Source organism: Pseudomonas sp. RIT-To-2, assembly GCF_029623465.1.
In the GTDB taxonomy this organism is placed as follows: Bacteria; Pseudomonadota; Gammaproteobacteria; order Pseudomonadales; family Pseudomonadaceae; genus Aquipseudomonas; species Aquipseudomonas silvicola.
Genome location: NZ_JAPYKM010000023.1, coordinates 56,045 through 72,831 on the forward strand (window position 1 = coordinate 56,045; position 16,787 = coordinate 72,831).

Sequence of the window (16,787 nt, forward strand, 5' to 3'; positions counted from 1 at the left end):
CCGGCCGGTGGCCTGAGCCGGCCGGGGAGACCGATTTCAGCGATTCCCGAGGGTGGCGGTGGCCAAACCGGGAAAGTCTGTAATCAGGCTGTCAACGCCGAAGTCGGCGAGCCGGCGCATCAGCGCCGGTTCGTTGACTGTCCACACCGACACGTGCAGCCCCTGGCGCTGGGCCTTGATCAGGCGCTCAGGGGTGCACAGCGTCCAGTTCAGCGCCAGCAGGTCGCAGCCATGGTTCTGCGCCACCTTCAGCGGGTCCAGCCAGGCGTACTCGGCCACCAGCCCGCGGGCGATATCCGGGGTCAGTTCGGCCGCGGCGCGCAGCACCTCCCGTGAGCTGGAGGTGATGGTCACCTTGTCCAGCAGGCCGTATTCCTGCGCCAGTTCGCGAATCGCCAGGACCGTGGTAGCGGCGCGGGTGCGCGAGGCACTCTTGACCTCCAGTTGCCAGTGCTCGAAATCGCAGGCCTTGAACAGTTCCTCCAGGCGCGGGATAGGGCAGGGGTGCACCCAGCCCGGGCCACCCTTGCGCGCATCGTAGGTGACCAGGTCGGCGGCATTGTGCTCCACCACCTTGCCGCGGCGGTCGGTGGTGCGCTTCAGAGTGGGGTCGTGGATGACCATCAAGTGGCCGTCACGGGACAGGTGCAGGTCCAGTTCGCAACGGCGCACGCCGTGCTTGAGGCATTCCTGGAAACTGGTCAGGGTGTTTTCCGGTGCTTCGCCTTTGGCGCCGCGGTGGCCGTAAATAAGGGTCACGTCTGTTCCTTCAAAAGAATTCACTGGGGCAGTGTGCGGTGAGGGCAGGCGCTGGCACGTCAGCGCCTGCCTGTCATGTCAGGCAGCCGGTTGGTCGTTTTGTTCGCGTTCCTTGCGCCGTTCGGCCTGCTGTTTCTGCAGGATGTAGCGTGCCAGCAACTGGCGCTGGGCGTCACTGAGGGAATCGAACTCCGTGCCGATGTCGAAACGGCCATCGGCCTTGGTGTCGCAATGGGTGACCTTGGCCCGCAACAGCAGCCCCAGGGCCTGGGGCATCAGGGCCATCTTCAGGGCAACGCGGCTGCCGGGGGCGAAGGGCTGGTCATGGCTGAACTCCACGCCGCCTTCGGACAATACCACCGGTTGTGGTTCGCCGATGTGCCCCAGCACGGTTTGCGCCACCACCTGGCTGAGCAGGTCGATGCGCTTGTTCTGCGCCTTGAGGAAGTTGCCCAGGGTACGGTCGTTGTCACTGAGCTGGCGCAGCAGGTGCTGGGACTCGAATTCGCTCAGGTGCAGTTCGCTGAGCAGGTTGAACAGCGGCGACGCATCTTGCAACGCATCTGTGCCCGCGGTGTCGGCGGCCGACAGCGGGCTAATTTCCAGTGCGATCCTATCGTCGATACGGTAGTATTCGCGGCGATCTTCTTCATCTAATGTCGACATGGCGAACCCATGGTAGCGGCGGTGGTCTGAGTGTAAAGCTGCTCGTCAAGCCCCGCCACAAGGACGTTCCTCTTCCACCCGAACAAGCCCCGACATGTTCAGACCTCTCTTCGTATTCATCGGCGCGCGTTATACCCGCGCCAAGCGTCGCAATCATTTTGTGTCGTTCATTTCACTGACCTCCATGATCGGTCTCGCCCTGGGCGTAATCGTCATGATCGTGGTGCTGTCGGTGATGAACGGCTTCGATCATGAGATGCGTACCCGCGTGCTCGGCATGGTGCCCCACGCAACCATCGAGTCCAGCAAGCCGATCAGTGACTGGCAGGCCCTTGCCGCTAAAGTAAAGCAGAATCCTGCGGTTCTGGAGGTGGCGCCCTACACCCAGATGCAGGGTTTGCTGACCAATAACGGCAAGGTGCAGAAAATGCTGCTCAACGGCGTCGACCCCGTCGAGGAGCGCAAGGTCTCGATCCTGGATCATTTCATCAAGCAAGGCAGCCTGGACGACCTCAAGGCCGGTGACTTCGGCATCATGCTGGGCGACAACGCCGCCAGCAAACTGGGCGTGCAGGTGGGCGACAAGGTCACCTTCGTGACCCCCGAGGTGAGCATCACCCCGGCCGGCATGTTTCCGCGCATGAAGCGCTTCACCGTCACCGGTATCTTCCATGTGGGCGCCGGCGAGATCGATGGCTACCTGGGCCTGACCAACCTCGACGACCTGGCGCGCCTGCACCGTTGGCAACCCGACCAGGTACAGGGCCTGCGGCTGAAGTTCGCCGACCTGTTCCAGGCGCCGCGCATTTCCTGGGAAATCGCCCAGCACCTGGGTGACCAGGACTTCTACGCCCGCGACTGGACCCGCACCCATGGCAACCTGTACCAGGCCATCGGCATGGAGAAATCCATGATCGGCCTGCTGTTGCTGCTGATCGTGGCGGTGGCCGCGTTCAACATCATTTCCACCCTGGTGATGGTGGTCAACGACAAGCGTGGCGACATCGCCATCCTGCGCACCCTGGGCTCGACGCCGGGGCAGATCATGCGCATCTTCATGGTGCAGGGCACGGTGATCGGCGTGGTCGGCACCCTGATCGGCGCGGTACTGGGCATGCTTGCGGCGCTCAACGTCAGCGCCGCCATCGCCTTGCTGGAAAAAGTCATCGGGCACAAGTTCCTCAACCCCGACGTCTATTTCATCGATTACCTGCCGTCGCAACTGATGGCCGATGACGTGTTCATGGTCTGCGGCGCGGCATTGGTCCTGAGTTTCCTCGCGACCCTGTACCCCGCCTGGCGTGCCGCACGCACCCAGCCGGCAGAGGCGCTACGTTATGAGTGAGTTGGGCATGAGTGAAAAAGCAGTGCTGAGTTGCCGCAACCTGGGCAAGTCCTACGAGGAAGGCCCGGAGTCGGTCGTGGTGTTGTCCAACCTGCAGTTGGAGCTGTTTGCCGGTGAACGCGTGGCCATTGTCGGCCAGTCGGGCTCGGGCAAGAGTACCCTGCTGAACATGCTGGGCGGCCTCGACACGCCCACCACCGGCAGTGTGTGGCTCGCAGGCGAGCAACTCTCGGCCTTGAACGAGAAAGCCCGCGGCCTTCTGCGCAACCGCGCCCTGGGCTTCGTCTACCAGTTCCACCACCTGCTGCCCGAATTCACGGCGCTGGAAAACGTGTGCATGCCGCTGCTGATCGGCAAGACGCCGATCCCCGAGGCGAAACAGCGCGCCACCGCGCTGCTGGAGCGCGTGGGCCTGGGCCATCGGCTGTCGCACAAGCCGGCCGAACTGTCGGGCGGCGAGCGCCAGCGCGTGGCCATTGCCCGTGCATTGGTGAACAAGCCGGGCCTGGTGATGCTCGACGAGCCTACCGGCAACCTCGACCAGCATACCGCCCAGGGCATCCAGGACCTGATGCTGGAGTTGAGCACGTCGCTGCGCACGGCCTTCCTGGTGGTGACCCACGACCTCAACCTGGCTCGCCAGATGGACCGCGTGCTGCGCCTGGAAGAGGGCCGTCTGGTCCCTATCTGAGCCACCCGGCGTTGCGCCCGGGCAAGCCCGGGCGCCTGCTTCAACCCTTTTTCCAGGTGCCTTGACGTATGTTCAGACCCTTATCCATCTTCGTCGGCGCGCGCTACACCCGGGCCAAGCGCCGCAACCATTTCATTTCGTTCATTTCCATGACCTCCATGATCGGCCTGGGCCTGGGTGTGCTGGCGATGATCGTGGTGCTGTCGGTGATGAACGGTTTCCAGAAGGAAATGAGTTCGCGCATCCTCGGCATGGTGCCCCACGCGACCATTCTGGGCGCCAAGCCGCTGGATGACTGGCGGCCGGTCGCCGCTGCCGCCATGAAAAACCCCGAAGTGCTGGCCGCCGTGCCGTTCACCGACATGGACGGCATGCTGTCCTACAAGGGTTACATGCAGCCGATTCAGGTCAGCGGTGTCGACCCTGCCCAGGAGGGCAAGGTCTCCATCGTCGCTGACCACATCGTTCAGGGCTCGATGCAGGATCTCAAGCCGGGTGAGTATGGCGTGGTCATCGGCGACATCACCGCGCGGCGCTTTCGCCTGAGCGTGGGTGACAAGCTGACCCTGATCGTGCCCGAGCTCAGCGGCGAGCCAGGCGGGATTACCCCGCGCATGCAGCGTCTGAATGTGGTGGGGGTGTTCAAGGTGGGGGCGGAGCTGGACGGCTCCATGGCCCTGATCCACATGGCCGACGCCGCGCAGATCCAGCACTGGCAGCCCAACCAGGTGCAGAGCGTGCGCCTGAAGCTCAAGGACCTGTACATGGCACCCCAGGTGTCCAAGGCCATCGCCGGCACCTTGGGTGACGGCTACAAGGCTGATGACTGGACTCACACCCAGGGCAGCCTGTTCAGTGCCATGAAGATGGAAAAGACCATGATCGGCCTGTTGCTGCTGATGATCGTCGCCGTGGCGGCGTTCAACATCATCGCCACGTTGATCATGGTGGTGAACGACAAGGGCGCCGACATCGCCATTTTGCGCACGCTGGGTGCCACGCCACGGCAGATCATGGGTATCTTCATGGTTCAGGGCACGGTGATCGGCGTGGTGGGCACGCTGATCGGTGGTGTACTGGGCATCATCGCCGCCATCAACGTCAGCGCCATGGTGGGCTGGATCGAGCGTGTCACTGGCCAGCACATCTTCACCTCCGACGTGTACTTCATCAGCAACCTGCCGTCCGACCTGCAGGCCGGTGACGTGGTGATGATCTGCAGCGCGGGCCTGATCCTGAGCTTCCTGGCCACGATCTACCCGGCCTGGCGCGCGGCACAGATCGAACCGGCGTACGCCTTGCGCTACGAGTAAACCCCGCACCCTGTGTGGGGCTGGCAAGCCAGCTCCCACAAGGGCGGCACAAACCGTTAAACTGGGCGGGTTTACTCACGTCCAGGTTTCCAACATGCATCCCGCAGCCGAACATTCGCCGTTGGGCAAGTCCAGCGAATACATCTCCACCTACACGCCATCGTTGCTGTTCCCTATCCCACGCGCCGCCAAGTGGGCCGAGCTGGGCCTGAGCGCCGACACCCTGCCGTATCAGGGCGTCGATTTCTGGAACTGCTTCGAGCTGTCGTGGCTGCTGCCGTCAGGGAAGCCCGTGGTGGCCATCGGCGAATTCAGCATCCCGGCCGACTCGCCGAACATCATCGAGTCCAAGTCGTTCAAACTGTACCTCAACTCCCTGAACCAGACCCCCTTCGACAGCACCCAGGCGCTGGAAGCGTGCCTGGTGCAGGACCTTTCGGCCGCCGCCGGCAAGCCGGTGGGGGTGCGTGTGCGTCGCCTGGCGGACGTAGAGGCAGAAGGGGTAGTGGGGTTGCCCGGCGCCTGCATCGACGACCTGGATATCACTATCTCCAGTTACGAGCACCCGCAGCCTGAGTTGCTGCGCTGCGATGCCTCGCGCATCGTCGAGGAAAGCCTGCACAGCCACCTGCTCAAATCCAACTGCCCGGTCACCAGCCAGCCGGATTGGGGTAGCGTCGCGGTGCATTACCGCGGCCCGGCGCTGGACCACGCCAGCTTCCTGGCCTACCTGGTGAGTTTTCGCCAGCATTCGGACTTCCACGAGCAGTGCGTGGAGCGCATTTTCATGGACCTGAAGCGCTTGCTCGATCCGCAGGAACTGACGGTGTATGCGCGGTATGTGCGTCGCGGTGGGTTGGACATCAACCCGTACCGCAGCACATCGGCGGTGACGTTGGAGAACCTGAGGCTGGTCCGCCAGTAAGGTGGGTGGCGCAGGCTCAGGCTTCCCGAGCTGGCGCCCGGTCCCACAGCGTTGGTATCGCTGGCTGGGGTTTTCCCCGTGGGATCGGGCGCGCCCCGGGTTCAGATACCCATGCCGCCCAGGGTCTGGAAGATGTTGCGCAACGTGCCCGCCAAGCCAGGGTGCTCCACTTCGAAACGCTCCACGGCCAGGTTGACGCCGTCAGCGAGGTTGGGGTTGTTGGTGGCGGTTTCCAGCTTCAGCTCGGCCTCGATCTGGGCCATCAGGTCGTGCAGGTTGGCACGCTCCTCTTCATTCAGCGGCGGGTTCTGCTCCAATTGCTCGCGCAATGTGTTCAGTTGCTCTTGCAGTTCGCGGGCAGGCATGGCGATCTCCCTTCAATGATAGGCACTGCCATTGACCACGGCGCGCTGCCAAAGGTCCATGACTGACCTTTAGATTAATCCAGCGCCGCGCCGCCTGCATGATCTTGATCAACGCCGTTGTATCAGGGTTTTTCCCCCTTGTAGCGGCGCAGGGCGATGTCGGCCAGGCAGGTGCCCAGTTCTTCAAGGTGGTCGATGACCGAATGCACGCCCAGCGCGAAGAGTTGCAGCGTGGCTTTGCCGCGCAGCAGGTCGCGTTCACGGGATTCGAGCAGCGCCCACTCCTGGGCGGGCAGCCCGCACAGCGAGCCGCAGGACGCCAGCCCCACGGTCCACAACCCGGCGTTGAGGCCTGACTGCAGCAGCCGCGGGTTGCCACTGACCAGCACGCAGCCGTCCAGCCGTGACACATTGAGTTGCATCAACGCCTGCCAGCAGGCATCCGGTGCCGGCCAGGCGTTGCCTTCGGTGGCGCCCACGGCCTTGACCCAGTGGGGCAGGGGGGCCGCCAGGGGCAAGGCCAGTTCATTCTTGAGCTCGTCCAGCCAGGCGCAGGGCACGCCCTGGTGGTGCAACTGCTGCAAGGCCTGCAGGGCACCGGGCGTGGGGCCGGCGGCGGGTTCGGTGCGTGCGCCAAAGTCCACCAGGCAGCCGCTCAGGCCAAAGAGCGCTGCGGTGAAGGCGGGCACGCAAGGGGCGGTGTCAGGCATGTCGGCTTCCCTGTGTAGACCCTCGGAGGCTACGCACGGGGCGTGACAGTTGCGTGAACCTGTGATGACGTTTGGGTGTCTGTGTATCGGGCCAGCGACAAGACTGACGCGCCGGCTTCAGAAGCTTTATACTGCATCACTTTATGTCACGGGGCCTTCCGGCTGCCGATTCGAATCCAAGGAGTAACGTCTATGCGCTTGATCGGTGCAGGAATGATCGATCGTCTGGCCAAGGCCTGCCTGATCGCGGGTGTGGTCCTGGCCCCAGTGGTACAGGCAGCGGACGAGGACCCGTGGGAAGGCGTCAACCGGGTCATCTTCCGTTTCAACGACACGGTCGACACCTACGCGTTCAAACCGATCGCCCAGGGCTACCAGTTCATCACCCCGCAGTTCATGCAGGATGGCGTGCACAACTTCTTCCAGAACATCGGTGATGTCGGCAACCTGGCCAACGATGTGCTGCAGGTCAAGCCGCGCGAAGCCGGCGTCGACACCGCGCGCCTGCTGCTCAACACCACACTGGGCGTCGTGGGTTTCGTGGACGTGGGCACCCGCATGGGCCTGCAGCGCAACGACGAGGACTTCGGCCTGACCCTGGGCAAGTGGGGCGTGCCAAGCGGTCCCTATGTGATGATCCCGCTGCTGGGGCCAAGCACCGTGCGTGACGGCCTGGCCAAGTACCCGGACAGCTTTACCCAGCCATACCGCTACATGGACGACATGTCGCTGCGCAACAGCCTGTTCGCACTGAACATGGTCGACACCCGTGCGCAGTTGCTGTCGGCCGAGAAGATGATCAATGGCGACAAGTACACCTTCATCCGCAACGCTTACCTGCAGATGCGTGAGTTCAAGGTAAAGGAAGGTCACGTCGTCGACGATTTCTGATCGTCTTGGTGTGCGAAAGGCGACCTTCGGGTCGCCTTTTTTGTGGGTGCGAAGGGTCAGCTCATCTGCAGGATGCTCAGCCCCAGGGTTTGCAGCCCGGCGCCCAGTTCCTCGGCGCGCACCACCTCCACCTGGGCCTCGAGGTCGCGCAGGGCGGGGTGTTCGGAGGGCAGGTGAATACCGATGATATCGCCCACGCGCAGACTGCTGCGGGCCTCGATCTGCATACCGGTGCTGGAGAGGTCACGGCACACGCCCACAATCCGTTGCCCGTCCACTTTCAGGAAGACTTTGGCGTTGACCGTCATGCGAATGAAATCGCGTTTTTCGGCAAAGTCGCGATCGATCTGACTCATGGGCTGCATCCTTCCATTAGGTTGCTTGCGAAGGGGTTTTTATAACCCCCGGTGATTTGGGCTGTAAAGACGGCAAGCGACCATCGGCACACGCTTGAAACACCCGGCGGATGGGAGTACCGTCTGCGCCTTAGAGGGCACCTCTGGGTATTCGTGTCAGGGCACATTGTCCTACACTGGCTACCAGGAGAGGCTAGAAGTGAATCCAGTAAGCGAGCTCAGGCCCGGCCGAGTACCTTACGCCAACCAATTTCTGGCGCCGTTTGCCCACATGCAGAAAACCAGTGCCACGCTGCTGATAATCGATGATGACGACGTAGTGCGCGAGAGTCTCGCCGCCTACCTGGAAGACAGTGGCTTCAGCGTCCTGCAGGCGAGCAATGGCCTGCAGGGGCTTCAGGTATTCGAGCAGGAAAAGCCCGATCTCGTGATCTGTGACTTGCGCATGCCCCAGGTCGGTGGCCTTGAGCTCATTCGCCAGGTGACCGAGCGTGCGCCCGAAATGCCGGTGATCGTGCTGTCGGGCGCGGGCGTCATGAACGATGCGGTCGAGGCGTTGCGCCTGGGCGCCTCGGACTACCTGATCAAGCCGCTGGAAGACCTGGCCGTGCTTGAGCACTCGGTACGCCGGGCACTTGACCGTGCCTGGCTGCTTCAGGAAAACCAGCGCTACCGGGAAAAGCTTGAAACCGCCAACCGCGAACTGGAGGCCAGCCTGCACCTGTTGCAGGAGGACCAGAACGCGGGACGGCAGGTGCAGATGAACATGCTGCCCGAGAGCCCGTGGGAGGTTGACGGCTTCAAGTTCGAGCACCAGATCATTCCGTCCTTGTACTTGTCGGGTGATTTCGTCGACTGTTTTCGCGTTGATGAGCGTAGAGTGGCATTCTACCTGGCTGACGTTTCCGGGCATGGTGCCTCGTCAGCGTTCGTGACCGTGCTGCTGAAGTTCATGACCACGCGCCTGATGTTCGAATTCAAGCGCAGCGGCACCCTGCCGGAATTCAAACCGTCGGAAGTGCTGGGGCATATCAACCGCGGCCTGATCAACTGCAAGCTGGGCAAGCATGTGACCATGGTGGGCGGGGTCATCGACGAGGAAACCGGCCTGCTGACCTACAGCATCGGCGGACATCTGCCGTTGCCGGTGTTCTTCAGCCAGGGCCAGGTTCGTTACCTGGAAGGGCGCGGGTTGCCGGTGGGGCTGTTCAACGAGGCCACCTACAGCGACCACGTGCTGGAGTTGCCCGAGAGTTTCAGCCTGACGCTGTTCTCTGATGGCATTCTGGACCTTTTGCCCGGTGAAACACTCAAAGACAAAGAGGCTGCCTTGCCGGAAATCGTCAAGGAAGTCGGCGGCGGCCTGGATGGCCTGCGGCAGAAGTTTGGATTGGCCACGCTCGGGGAGATGCCGGATGATATCGCCCTGTTGGTGCTAAGCAGGAACCTAGAATGAGTACTGGTAGAATCCAGTTCGCCGAACAAGATGGCACGTTCGTGCTGAAATTTGTCGGTGAAGTGCGCCTGACCCTGTGTTCGGCGCTGGATGCGACTATTGAGAAGATCTTCACTGCCTTGAATTTCTCGGCCATCGTCATTGACCTGACCGAGACGCGCAGTATCGACAGCACCACGCTGGGCCTGTTGGCCAAGCTGTCGATCCTGTCGCGGCAGAAGGTAGGGTTGCTGCCGACCGTGGTCACCACCCACGAGGACATCACGCGCCTGCTGCAATCGATGGGTTTCGACCAGGTGTTCAACATCGTCGACCGCCCCATCCCGTGCCCCGAGTGCCTGACCGACCTGCCTTCGCAGGATCAGTCCGAGGACATCGTGCGTACCAAGGTGCTGGAAGCGCACAAGATCCTGATGGGCCTGAACGACTCCAACCGCGAAGCCTTCCACGACCTGGTCAGCGCGCTCGAGCGCAGTTGAGGCCAGCGTCCACAAAAAAGGGCGACTCCCATGGGAGCCGCCCTTTTTCATTTCCGACGGTGAATCAGATCTTCGCCTTGAGCAGCGCTTCCAGCTTCTCCTGGTCGCGGGCGAACTGGCGAATGCCTTCGGCCAGCTTCTCGGTGGCCATGGCGTCCTCGTTGGACTCCCAGCGGAACTGGGCTTCGGTCAGCGGGTGCTTCGGCTCGCCGGCGTTGCCTGGCTTGAGCTTCTGCGACAGGGTGCCGGTGTCATCCGACAGCTTCTGCAACAGCTCGGGGCTGATGGTCAAGCGGTCGCAACCGGCCAGCTCTTCGATCTGGCTGATGTTGCGGAAGCTGGCGCCCATGACCACGGTGTCGTAGCCGTTGGCTTTGTAGTAGTTGTAGATGCGTGTCACCGACTGCACGCCCGGGTCTTCGGCGCCCGTGTATTCCTGGCCAGTGGACTTCTTGTACCAGTCGTAGATACGGCCCACGAATGGCGAGATCAGGAACACCCCGGCATCGGCGCAGGCGGCGGCCTGGGCGAAGGAGAACAGCAGGGTAAGGTTGGTCTGGATGCCTTCCTTTTCCAGTTTCTCGGCGGCGCGAATACCTTCCCAGGTAGAGGCCAGCTTGATCAGCACGCGGTCACGGCCAACGCCGGCCTTGTCGTACAGGTCGATCAACTGGTGAGCCTTGGCCAGCAGCTTGGGCTCGTCGAACGACAGCCGGGCGTCCACCTCGGTGGAGATACGCCCTGGGATGGCCTTCAAGATACCGCTACCCACGGCGACCGCGAAACGGTCGCTGGCCAGGCCGATATCGCCTTTGACGTCGCGCACGGCGTCGTTCAGCAGCTCGGCATAACTTTCAATCGAGGCCGCCTTGAGCAGCAGCGATGGGTTGGTGGTAGCGTCCTGGGGCTTGAGGCGGGTAATCGCATCAAGGTCACCGGTGTCGGCGACTACCGTGGTGAATTGCTTGAGTTGTTCCAGCTTGGAAGTCATGAGCGTGCTCTGTCCTGTGCGATTGAGTGACATTACCCGACCACCGCCAAGCGCTCAAGCGCCGCGGGGGCCGGGTAACCAAAGACTGCTTGTTGGAGTGCGAAACTGTTGTGCCGGTTCCCTGGCGCAGCGGTCAGCGGCCTTCGAGCAACTGCCCGGCCTGGTCCAGCAAGCCCAGCGGGTCCTTGCTCTTGTGGATGTCCACCGACAGCAGCTGGCGGAACTTGCGCGCCCCGGGGAAACCCTGGCCCAGTCCCAGAATATGCCGGGTCACATGGTGCATGGCCCCACCGTCCTCGATATGCCGCGCGATATAGGGGCGCAACTGTGACAGCGCCTCGGCGCGGGAGATCACCGGTGCCGTGCTGCCGAACAGCTCCTGGTCCACTGTCGCCAGCACGTAAGGGTTATGGTACGCCTCGCGCCCCAGCATCACACCATCAAAGGTGCCCAAATGTGCCTGGCACTCGACCATGGTCTTGATCCCGCCGTTGAGGATGATCTCCAGGTCCGGGAAGTCAGCCTTCAACTGCGCCGCCACGTCGTAGCGCAAAGGCGGAATGTCGCGGTTTTCCTTGGGTGACAGTCCTTCGAGAATGGCGATGCGCGCATGCACGGTAAAACTCCGGCAACCGGCCTCACGTACCTGGCCGACGAAGTCGCACAACTCGGCGTAGCTGTCGCGGCCATTGATGCCGATGCGGTGCTTGACCGTCACCGGAATCGACACCGCGTCGCGCATGGCCTTCACGCAATCGGCCACCAACGCGGGATGGCCCATCAGGCAGGCGCCGATCATGTTGTTCTGCACGCGGTCGCTGGGGCAGCCGACGTTCAGGTTCACTTCGTCGTAGCCCACATCCTGGGCCATGCGCGCGCAGGCCGCCAGGTCGGCCGGCACGCTGCCGCCCAGTTGCAGGGCCAGCGGGTGCTCGGTGTCGTCATGGCGCAGGAAACGCGCGGCGTCGCCGTTGAGCAGGGCGCCGGTGGTGACCATTTCGGTGTAGAGCAGGGCGTGGCGGGAGAGCAGGCGCAGGAAGAACCGGCAGTGGCGGTCGGTCCAGTCCATCATCGGTGCAACGCTGAAGCGACGGGAAGGCTCAGGCCTTGGTTCTAGCGGGTTTGAAGCTGATGTCGTGTGCATTGTGGTCTGCGTATTTTTTACCGTTTCCGGCGTGTTCCGGCGTTTTTTCCAGTCGTTGGTACTGTACCAATTGAACGGAGGCGTGTATCCATTCTATGGCCACTATCAGCCCCGCAAAAGAGCTGACGGTACTGTCAGCTACACCACCCAGATCCGGATCAATCGTAATGGGGCGCAAGTCTACCAAGAGACGCAGGCCTTCGCGCGAAAACAGGCTGCTCAAGCCTGGATTCGACGACGTGAGGCGGAGCTATACGAGCCTGATGCAGTCGAGAAGGTAGACCGGGTAGGTGTGTGCTTGACGAAAATCATCGACCGGTACCTGGCTGAGGTTGAGAAAGCCGGCCCGCCGGGCAAGACAAAGTGTGCAACATTGAAGGCTATTTCATTGACCGCCTGAGGGCAGGTGGTCGATCGAAACGACCATCCTCAACGTGTACCTGCACGAAATAGGGCACACGCAGCCTGTTTTACAAAGTCATCCGCAAGATCGAGAAAGTCGAGGCGCAAACGCGAGCGAAAGTTGAACATCCATTCCGAGTGATTCAACTGTTTTAACGCTGCTTTGGCGGGCTGGACGACATATCCAGTCGTTACTCTGTTTCGAGAATATGAATACGTTGAAATGAAAGTCGCGCCATTCCCAGTGTTTCAGCAGTGAGTTCGAGCACCATGCCGAACGAGCCATCCTCGACTTCCAGCATTGCGCAGATCTCGGGTGTGAAAGCACAGGCGCGAATTGACTGATTGACACCGATCGTGGGTGCGTCGAACTTTTCGACGAGTATTTCTTTGAGATTGACGCTGTCAAGCGTTTCCGAGGGAAGCGACAGCATCTCGCTGAAACGCTCGGCCTTGCCGGCGCTACGCCAGGCGGAACACAACGGTGACCCTGAAGTGCGCAAGTCCGTGCGCATCGACCTCGCAGCTAAATCGTGAGTTATCTCGGTTGGTTGCGCAGGAGGGCTGCTGGCGCAGAATAGATCAACCAATGAGTTTTAAGATAGCCAGGGCCTTGACTGGACTGTACAGTACAGTCTAATTTGGTGTTTTACTTTCTTGGAGACCTATCATGTGCGCTTCCCATGCAACCCGTGACGCCCTGTTCGAACAAGGCAGTGACACCTTCGACTCTTCGCTTAGCATCACAACAGAGCAATTCGTCACCAGCGTCGAGGCGCTGGCCCCCGGCTTCGGCCGCCTGATCATCGAAATGGAGTTCGGTGATATCTACAACCGCCCAGGCCTGGACCTGAAAACCCGGGAGCTGGTGATCATCGCGTCCTGCGCCGCGCTGGGAATCACCGGTTTCAGCGCGCTAAAAATGCATGTGCCCGCCGCACTTCGCCATGGCGCCACTCGGGCGGAAATTATCGAAAGCCTAGTGCAGGTTGCCATGGCCGCCGGCCTGCCGACATCTCTGGGGGCATTGCAGGCGGCGAAAGAAGCCTTTGACGAACTGGACAGCGCTCACGCGGCGCAGTGAGCTGAGCACCATGACGGTTTCGATACCCCTGGCTGGCGTCAAACGCGGCACGCTGACACTGTTTGCCGTGGCCTGCGGCGTGATGGTGGCCAATATCTACCTATGCCAGCCCCTGCTGGCGGAAATCGCCCGAGCCCTGGGGGCAGGCGAGGACCAAGCGGGGCTGGTGGCAGTAGCCACGCAGGTGGGCTACACGCTAGGCATCCTGTTCGTCGTGCCGCTGGCCGACAACAGCGACCCGGTAAAGCTGGTGCGCTGGCTGATGAGCCTGACCATCGCCGGGCTCATCGCCGCGTTTGTGTCACCCAACCTGGCCGCGCTGATGCTCGCCAGCGTCTGCATCGCCGCCACTTGCGTCGTCGCCCAGGTGCTGATTCCGCTGGCCACCACGCTGGCCGGGCCTGAGTACCGCGGGCGCATCGTCAGCAAGCTCAGTACAGGGCTCATCATGGGCATCCTTTTGTCCAGGACCTTCTCCGGGCTGTCCGCCCAGTACTTGGGGTCATGGCGCGCACCGTTTGCCGTGGAGGCCGTGCTGGTGGCGGTGCTGTTGTTCGTGCTGCCGCACTTCATCCCCGGGCGGCCAGCGAAGAGGGGGATGGGTTACTGGCCTTTGCTGAAGTCCCTGCCGCCGCTGTTGCAACACCGGGAGTTGCAGGTGTCGATGATGCTCAGCTTCTGCACCTTCGCTGGGTTCTCGGCCATCTGGGCCACCTTGGCGTTTCATCTGTCCAGCCCGGCCTTCCATCTGGGGCCGGCGGCGGCGGGTCTGTTCGGGCTGTGGGGCGCGCCGGGGGCGTTGCTGGCGCCGTATGCGGGAAGGCTGGTGGATCGCTGGGGGCCGGATGCCGTGAACCTGGTGTCTCTGTTGGCGCTGGCCGCAAGCTACGCGCTGGCCTTCAGCATGGGGGCGACGGGCCTGATCCCTCTGGTGATCGCCATCAACCTCCTGGACTTCGGCCAGCAAAGCGGCCAGGTGGCCAATCAGGCTCGCCTATTCGGCCTCAGCGCCGAGATTCGTGGCCGGCTTAACACGCTGTACATGGTGGTCACGTTCACAGGTGGGGCCACGGGGGCGTTTGTGGGCGCAAAGCTCTGGACCCTGGCGGGCTGGACGGGCGTGTGCTGTTTCCTGGCGTGGGTCATTGCGATCGCTGCGGTTATTCTGGCGGCGTCGCACCTTGCACCGCCCGGTAAAAAGGCCGGATCACTGAATTGATCTCTCTTATGTCTTTCAGGAGGCAATGATGGACTCACTTGAGAACAAGGTTGCACTGATCACAGGCGGTTCGCGTGGTATCGGACGCGCGATTGCCATGGTCCTTGCCACCGGGGGCTGTGATATCGCCATCAACTTTCTGCAGTCAGCGGATGAGGCTGCCAAGGTGATCCAGGCTATCCGGGCGCTGGGCCGTCGAGCTATCGCTGTCCAGGGTGATGCGTCTAACCCTGAGGAGACATCCAGGATTCTTCAGAGCATCGAGGCGAGACTGGGGCAGGTCGACATCCTGGTCAACAACGCAGGTACGACGAAGGTGCAGAACCTGGATCAGATCCAGGCTTCGGACTGGGACTTCATCCTGCGCACCAACCTGACGTCGGCGTTCCTGGTCAGCCAGGCGGTCATCCCGGGCATGCGCCAGAGAGGTTGGGGCAGGTTAATCATGATGTCCTCCGTCGCTGCTCAGCTGGGCGGGGTCATCGGGCCTCACTACGCGGCCAGCAAGGCGGGCATGATCGGCTTGGCGCACAGCTATGCGCACTTGCTGGCGAAGGAAGGAATTACCGCCAACGCCGTGGCGCCAGCGTTGGTTGATACCGACATGATCAAGGGCAACCCTGGCATTTCTCCCGATCTGCTGCCGGTAGGGCGTTTTGGGCAAAGTCATGAAGTAGCCGAGACCGTCCTGCTGCTGGCGCGCAATGGCTACATTACCGGGCAGACGTTCAACGTCAACGGTGGCTGGTACATGAGCTGACTCATCATTAAATGGAGCACTTGCCAAGTGTATTACTCGCTGCTGGACCGCGAGTTTGAATGGGAGCTGATGCCTCTGGGGCTGCACCAGGCGGTCAGCACTCTGGTATGGAGCCCGCTGGCCAGTGCGCAATTGACGGGCAAAGTCGTACGCCACAAGGTGCCACCGGCTGATAGCCGTGTGAGCAAGGACCTGCGCATGTCGGGCGATAGTGAGCATTTGTATGCCATCACTGATGTACTGGAACAGTTGGTGGAAGAAACTGGCCGCACCGTGCCTCAAATTGCATTGGCCTGGCTGATGGCGCTACCGACGGTGCAGGGTGTGATCATTGGTGCCCGACATGCCACTCAATTGCGTGACAACCTGGAGGCGGCAACTCTGGCGTTGAATGCTCTACAGATCGAGCGTCTGGACCGCGCCAGTGCGAAGAAACCGGTTTATCCCTATGGGCATCAGCAGGCCGTATACGGCGAGCGCAACCCTAGCGCTGTATCGCTCTATCCGCCGTTGCGGCAGTGACTTCCGGCATTGGGCGCTGTCATGGAGGGGGAGCAGAGCACTGTCAGCTCTGAAGAGGGTTGATTATTTCGCGGCCAGCAGCACCAGCAAGGCCTGAATCCTGCCCATGGCGGGCAGCAGGTCGGTGGCGATGCGATCGGCTTTGGGCGTGGGAGCAACGCCCCGTGCCTTGCGGATGAACAGCGGGTCGTCGAAGCACTTGCGCAGGCGGACCAGCGACGCACTCACGGCAGGTTGCCCCAACCGCAAGTGCCGAGCTGCCCGGGATATGCTCATTTCGCGATAGATCACCAGAAACACCACCATCAGGTTCAAATCGACGCTGGCGAAAGACTGCTCATCAATGGTCACGGTCAGCCCTTCACACGGCGTATTTGTTGAAGAAACTGTTGAAGTCGATCTTCGTCACGGTACGACTGGTCAGCAGATCAATAAACGGCTTGAGGGATGGGTCCTCGAAGTGGATTTCCATCGCACGTCGATTTGCCCAGTGGCTGGACACCACCCAGGTACCCACATCCACAGAGCAACGCGCTACCAGGTAGCTGAGACAGCCGTGCACTGGACCAATCCGTTCGATGATTGTCTGAAGTTGGCTACCCAGCGTTTCGACCTGCCCATGGGCAGCGCGGATGTGCAACGTATTAATGGCTTCTATGAACATGGAGCACTCCCTCACAAGGGCATATCGATGGAAAGGCCGTCCTTG

At 61.8% G+C, this 16,787-nt stretch carries 22 protein-coding genes and 1 pseudogene; 12 read left to right on the top strand and 11 right to left on the bottom strand.

Annotated elements, in window-relative coordinates:
• Window positions 1-36: 36 nt before the first annotated feature.
• Window positions 37-759, bottom strand: a complete 723-nt coding sequence (locus tag QBK88_RS19825; protein WP_268150561.1) for a glycerophosphodiester phosphodiesterase — start codon at window positions 757-759, stop codon at window positions 37-39.
• A gap of 78 nt (window positions 760-837) precedes the next feature.
• Window positions 838-1,425 carry a PilZ domain-containing protein gene (locus tag QBK88_RS19830; RefSeq protein WP_277963365.1) on the bottom strand — a complete coding sequence of 196 codons (588 nt, stop codon included), beginning with the start codon at window positions 1,423-1,425 and terminating at the stop codon, window positions 838-840.
• Between the two features lie 94 nt (window positions 1,426-1,519).
• On the opposite strand from QBK88_RS19830, the gene QBK88_RS19835 reads away from it, so the two are divergent.
• The 4 genes from QBK88_RS19835 (at window position 1,520) to queF (ending at window position 5,699) form a co-directional block, all read left to right on the top strand.
• Window positions 1,520-2,770, top strand: a complete 1,251-nt coding sequence (locus tag QBK88_RS19835; RefSeq protein WP_277963366.1) for a lipoprotein-releasing ABC transporter permease subunit — start codon at window positions 1,520-1,522, stop codon at window positions 2,768-2,770.
• Window positions 2,771-2,777: 7 nt separating this feature from the next.
• Window positions 2,778-3,461: a lipoprotein-releasing ABC transporter ATP-binding protein LolD gene (gene lolD / locus QBK88_RS19840; protein WP_277963367.1), complete on the top strand. Its 684-nt coding sequence runs from the start codon at window positions 2,778-2,780 to the stop codon at window positions 3,459-3,461.
• 68 nt (window positions 3,462-3,529) lie between these two features.
• Window positions 3,530-4,774: a lipoprotein-releasing ABC transporter permease subunit gene (locus QBK88_RS19845; protein WP_277963368.1), complete on the top strand. Its 1,245-nt coding sequence runs from the start codon at window positions 3,530-3,532 to the stop codon at window positions 4,772-4,774.
• Window positions 4,775-4,868: 94 nt separating this feature from the next.
• Window positions 4,869-5,699, top strand: a complete 831-nt coding sequence (queF, locus tag QBK88_RS19850; RefSeq protein WP_277963369.1) for an NADPH-dependent 7-cyano-7-deazaguanine reductase QueF — start codon at window positions 4,869-4,871, stop codon at window positions 5,697-5,699.
• A 101-nt stretch (window positions 5,700-5,800) separates the two neighbouring features.
• Here the strand turns inward: queF and QBK88_RS19855 are convergent, their stop codons facing one another.
• Window positions 5,801-6,064 carry a DUF4404 family protein gene (locus QBK88_RS19855; protein WP_277963370.1) on the bottom strand — a complete coding sequence of 88 codons (264 nt, stop codon included), beginning with the start codon at window positions 6,062-6,064 and terminating at the stop codon, window positions 5,801-5,803.
• A gap of 122 nt (window positions 6,065-6,186) precedes the next feature.
• Window positions 6,187-6,774 carry a phosphonoacetaldehyde phosphonohydrolase-related protein gene (locus QBK88_RS19860; RefSeq protein WP_277963371.1) on the bottom strand — a complete coding sequence of 196 codons (588 nt, stop codon included), beginning with the start codon at window positions 6,772-6,774 and terminating at the stop codon, window positions 6,187-6,189.
• A 192-nt stretch (window positions 6,775-6,966) separates the two neighbouring features.
• On the opposite strand from QBK88_RS19860, the gene QBK88_RS19865 reads away from it, so the two are divergent.
• Window positions 6,967-7,665 carry an MlaA family lipoprotein gene (locus QBK88_RS19865; RefSeq protein ID WP_268150575.1) on the top strand — a complete coding sequence of 233 codons (699 nt, stop codon included), beginning with the start codon at window positions 6,967-6,969 and terminating at the stop codon, window positions 7,663-7,665.
• A 56-nt stretch (window positions 7,666-7,721) separates the two neighbouring features.
• On the opposite strand, the gene QBK88_RS19870 is transcribed toward QBK88_RS19865, so the two are convergent.
• Window positions 7,722-8,021: a PilZ domain-containing protein gene (locus QBK88_RS19870; RefSeq protein ID WP_268150577.1), complete on the bottom strand. Its 300-nt coding sequence runs from the start codon at window positions 8,019-8,021 to the stop codon at window positions 7,722-7,724.
• Window positions 8,022-8,292: 271 nt separating this feature from the next.
• Here QBK88_RS19870 and rssB point away from each other — a divergent pair, with 271 nt between their 5' ends.
• Both rssB and rssC read left to right on the top strand, forming a co-directional pair.
• A complete protein-coding gene (gene rssB / locus QBK88_RS19875) occupies window positions 8,293-9,477 on the top strand; it encodes a two-component system response regulator RssB (RefSeq protein WP_268151454.1) in 1,185 nt (394 codons plus the stop codon).
• Window positions 9,474-9,956: an anti-sigma factor antagonist RssC gene (rssC, locus tag QBK88_RS19880; RefSeq protein ID WP_158157958.1), complete on the top strand. Its 483-nt coding sequence runs from the start codon at window positions 9,474-9,476 to the stop codon at window positions 9,954-9,956. Before rssB ends, rssC begins: the two co-directional genes overlap by 4 nt.
• A gap of 64 nt (window positions 9,957-10,020) precedes the next feature.
• Here the strand turns inward: rssC and tal are convergent, their stop codons facing one another.
• From tal to QBK88_RS19895, 3 genes are all read right to left on the bottom strand, one after another.
• Window positions 10,021-10,947: a transaldolase gene (tal, locus tag QBK88_RS19885; protein WP_277963372.1), complete on the bottom strand. Its 927-nt coding sequence runs from the start codon at window positions 10,945-10,947 to the stop codon at window positions 10,021-10,023.
• Window positions 10,948-11,080: 133 nt separating this feature from the next.
• Window positions 11,081-12,091, bottom strand: coding sequence for a tRNA dihydrouridine(20/20a) synthase DusA (dusA, locus tag QBK88_RS19890; RefSeq protein WP_277963373.1), 1,011 nt, complete (start codon window positions 12,089-12,091; stop codon window positions 11,081-11,083).
• Window positions 12,048-12,314 (bottom strand): hypothetical protein, encoded by a 267-nt coding sequence (locus tag QBK88_RS19895; RefSeq protein ID WP_277963374.1) that lies wholly within the window; start codon window positions 12,312-12,314, stop codon window positions 12,048-12,050. Before QBK88_RS19895 ends, dusA begins: the two co-directional genes overlap by 44 nt.
• On the opposite strand from QBK88_RS19895, the pseudogene QBK88_RS30935 reads away from it, so the two are divergent.
• Window positions 12,243-12,485, top strand: a pseudogene (locus QBK88_RS30935) (site-specific integrase); the annotation flags it as partial. The gene QBK88_RS19895 and the pseudogene QBK88_RS30935 sit on opposite strands and share 72 nt — an antisense overlap.
• Before the next feature lie 199 nt (window positions 12,486-12,684).
• Here the strand turns inward: QBK88_RS30935 and QBK88_RS19900 are convergent.
• A complete protein-coding gene (locus QBK88_RS19900) occupies window positions 12,685-13,008 on the bottom strand; it encodes a hypothetical protein (protein ID WP_277963375.1) in 324 nt (107 codons plus the stop codon).
• A 155-nt stretch (window positions 13,009-13,163) separates the two neighbouring features.
• On the opposite strand from QBK88_RS19900, the gene QBK88_RS19905 reads away from it, so the two are divergent.
• Genes QBK88_RS19905 through QBK88_RS19920 form a run of 4 tightly spaced genes read left to right on the top strand, consistent with a single transcriptional unit; the run spans window position 13,164 to window position 16,078 of the window.
• Window positions 13,164-13,577, top strand: coding sequence for a carboxymuconolactone decarboxylase family protein (locus QBK88_RS19905; RefSeq protein ID WP_277963376.1), 414 nt, complete (start codon window positions 13,164-13,166; stop codon window positions 13,575-13,577).
• 10 nt (window positions 13,578-13,587) lie between these two features.
• Window positions 13,588-14,796, top strand: a complete 1,209-nt coding sequence (locus QBK88_RS19910; RefSeq protein ID WP_277963377.1) for an MFS transporter — start codon at window positions 13,588-13,590, stop codon at window positions 14,794-14,796.
• Window positions 14,797-14,824: 28 nt separating this feature from the next.
• A complete protein-coding gene (locus QBK88_RS19915) occupies window positions 14,825-15,556 on the top strand; it encodes a 3-oxoacyl-ACP reductase family protein (protein ID WP_277963378.1) in 732 nt (243 codons plus the stop codon).
• A 6-nt stretch (window positions 15,557-15,562) separates the two neighbouring features.
• Window positions 15,563-16,078 (top strand): aldo/keto reductase, encoded by a 516-nt coding sequence (locus tag QBK88_RS19920; RefSeq protein ID WP_277963407.1) that lies wholly within the window; start codon window positions 15,563-15,565, stop codon window positions 16,076-16,078.
• A gap of 63 nt (window positions 16,079-16,141) precedes the next feature.
• Here the strand turns inward: QBK88_RS19920 and QBK88_RS19925 are convergent, their stop codons facing one another.
• Together QBK88_RS19925 and QBK88_RS19930 are read right to left on the bottom strand one after the other, a co-directional pair.
• Window positions 16,142-16,429 carry a LysR family transcriptional regulator gene (locus tag QBK88_RS19925; protein ID WP_277963379.1) on the bottom strand — a complete coding sequence of 96 codons (288 nt, stop codon included), beginning with the start codon at window positions 16,427-16,429 and terminating at the stop codon, window positions 16,142-16,144.
• A 10-nt stretch (window positions 16,430-16,439) separates the two neighbouring features.
• Complete coding sequence (locus tag QBK88_RS19930) at window positions 16,440-16,742, bottom strand: antibiotic biosynthesis monooxygenase (protein WP_277963380.1); 303 nt, start codon at window positions 16,740-16,742, stop codon at window positions 16,440-16,442.
• Window positions 16,743-16,787: the final 45 nt, after the last annotated feature.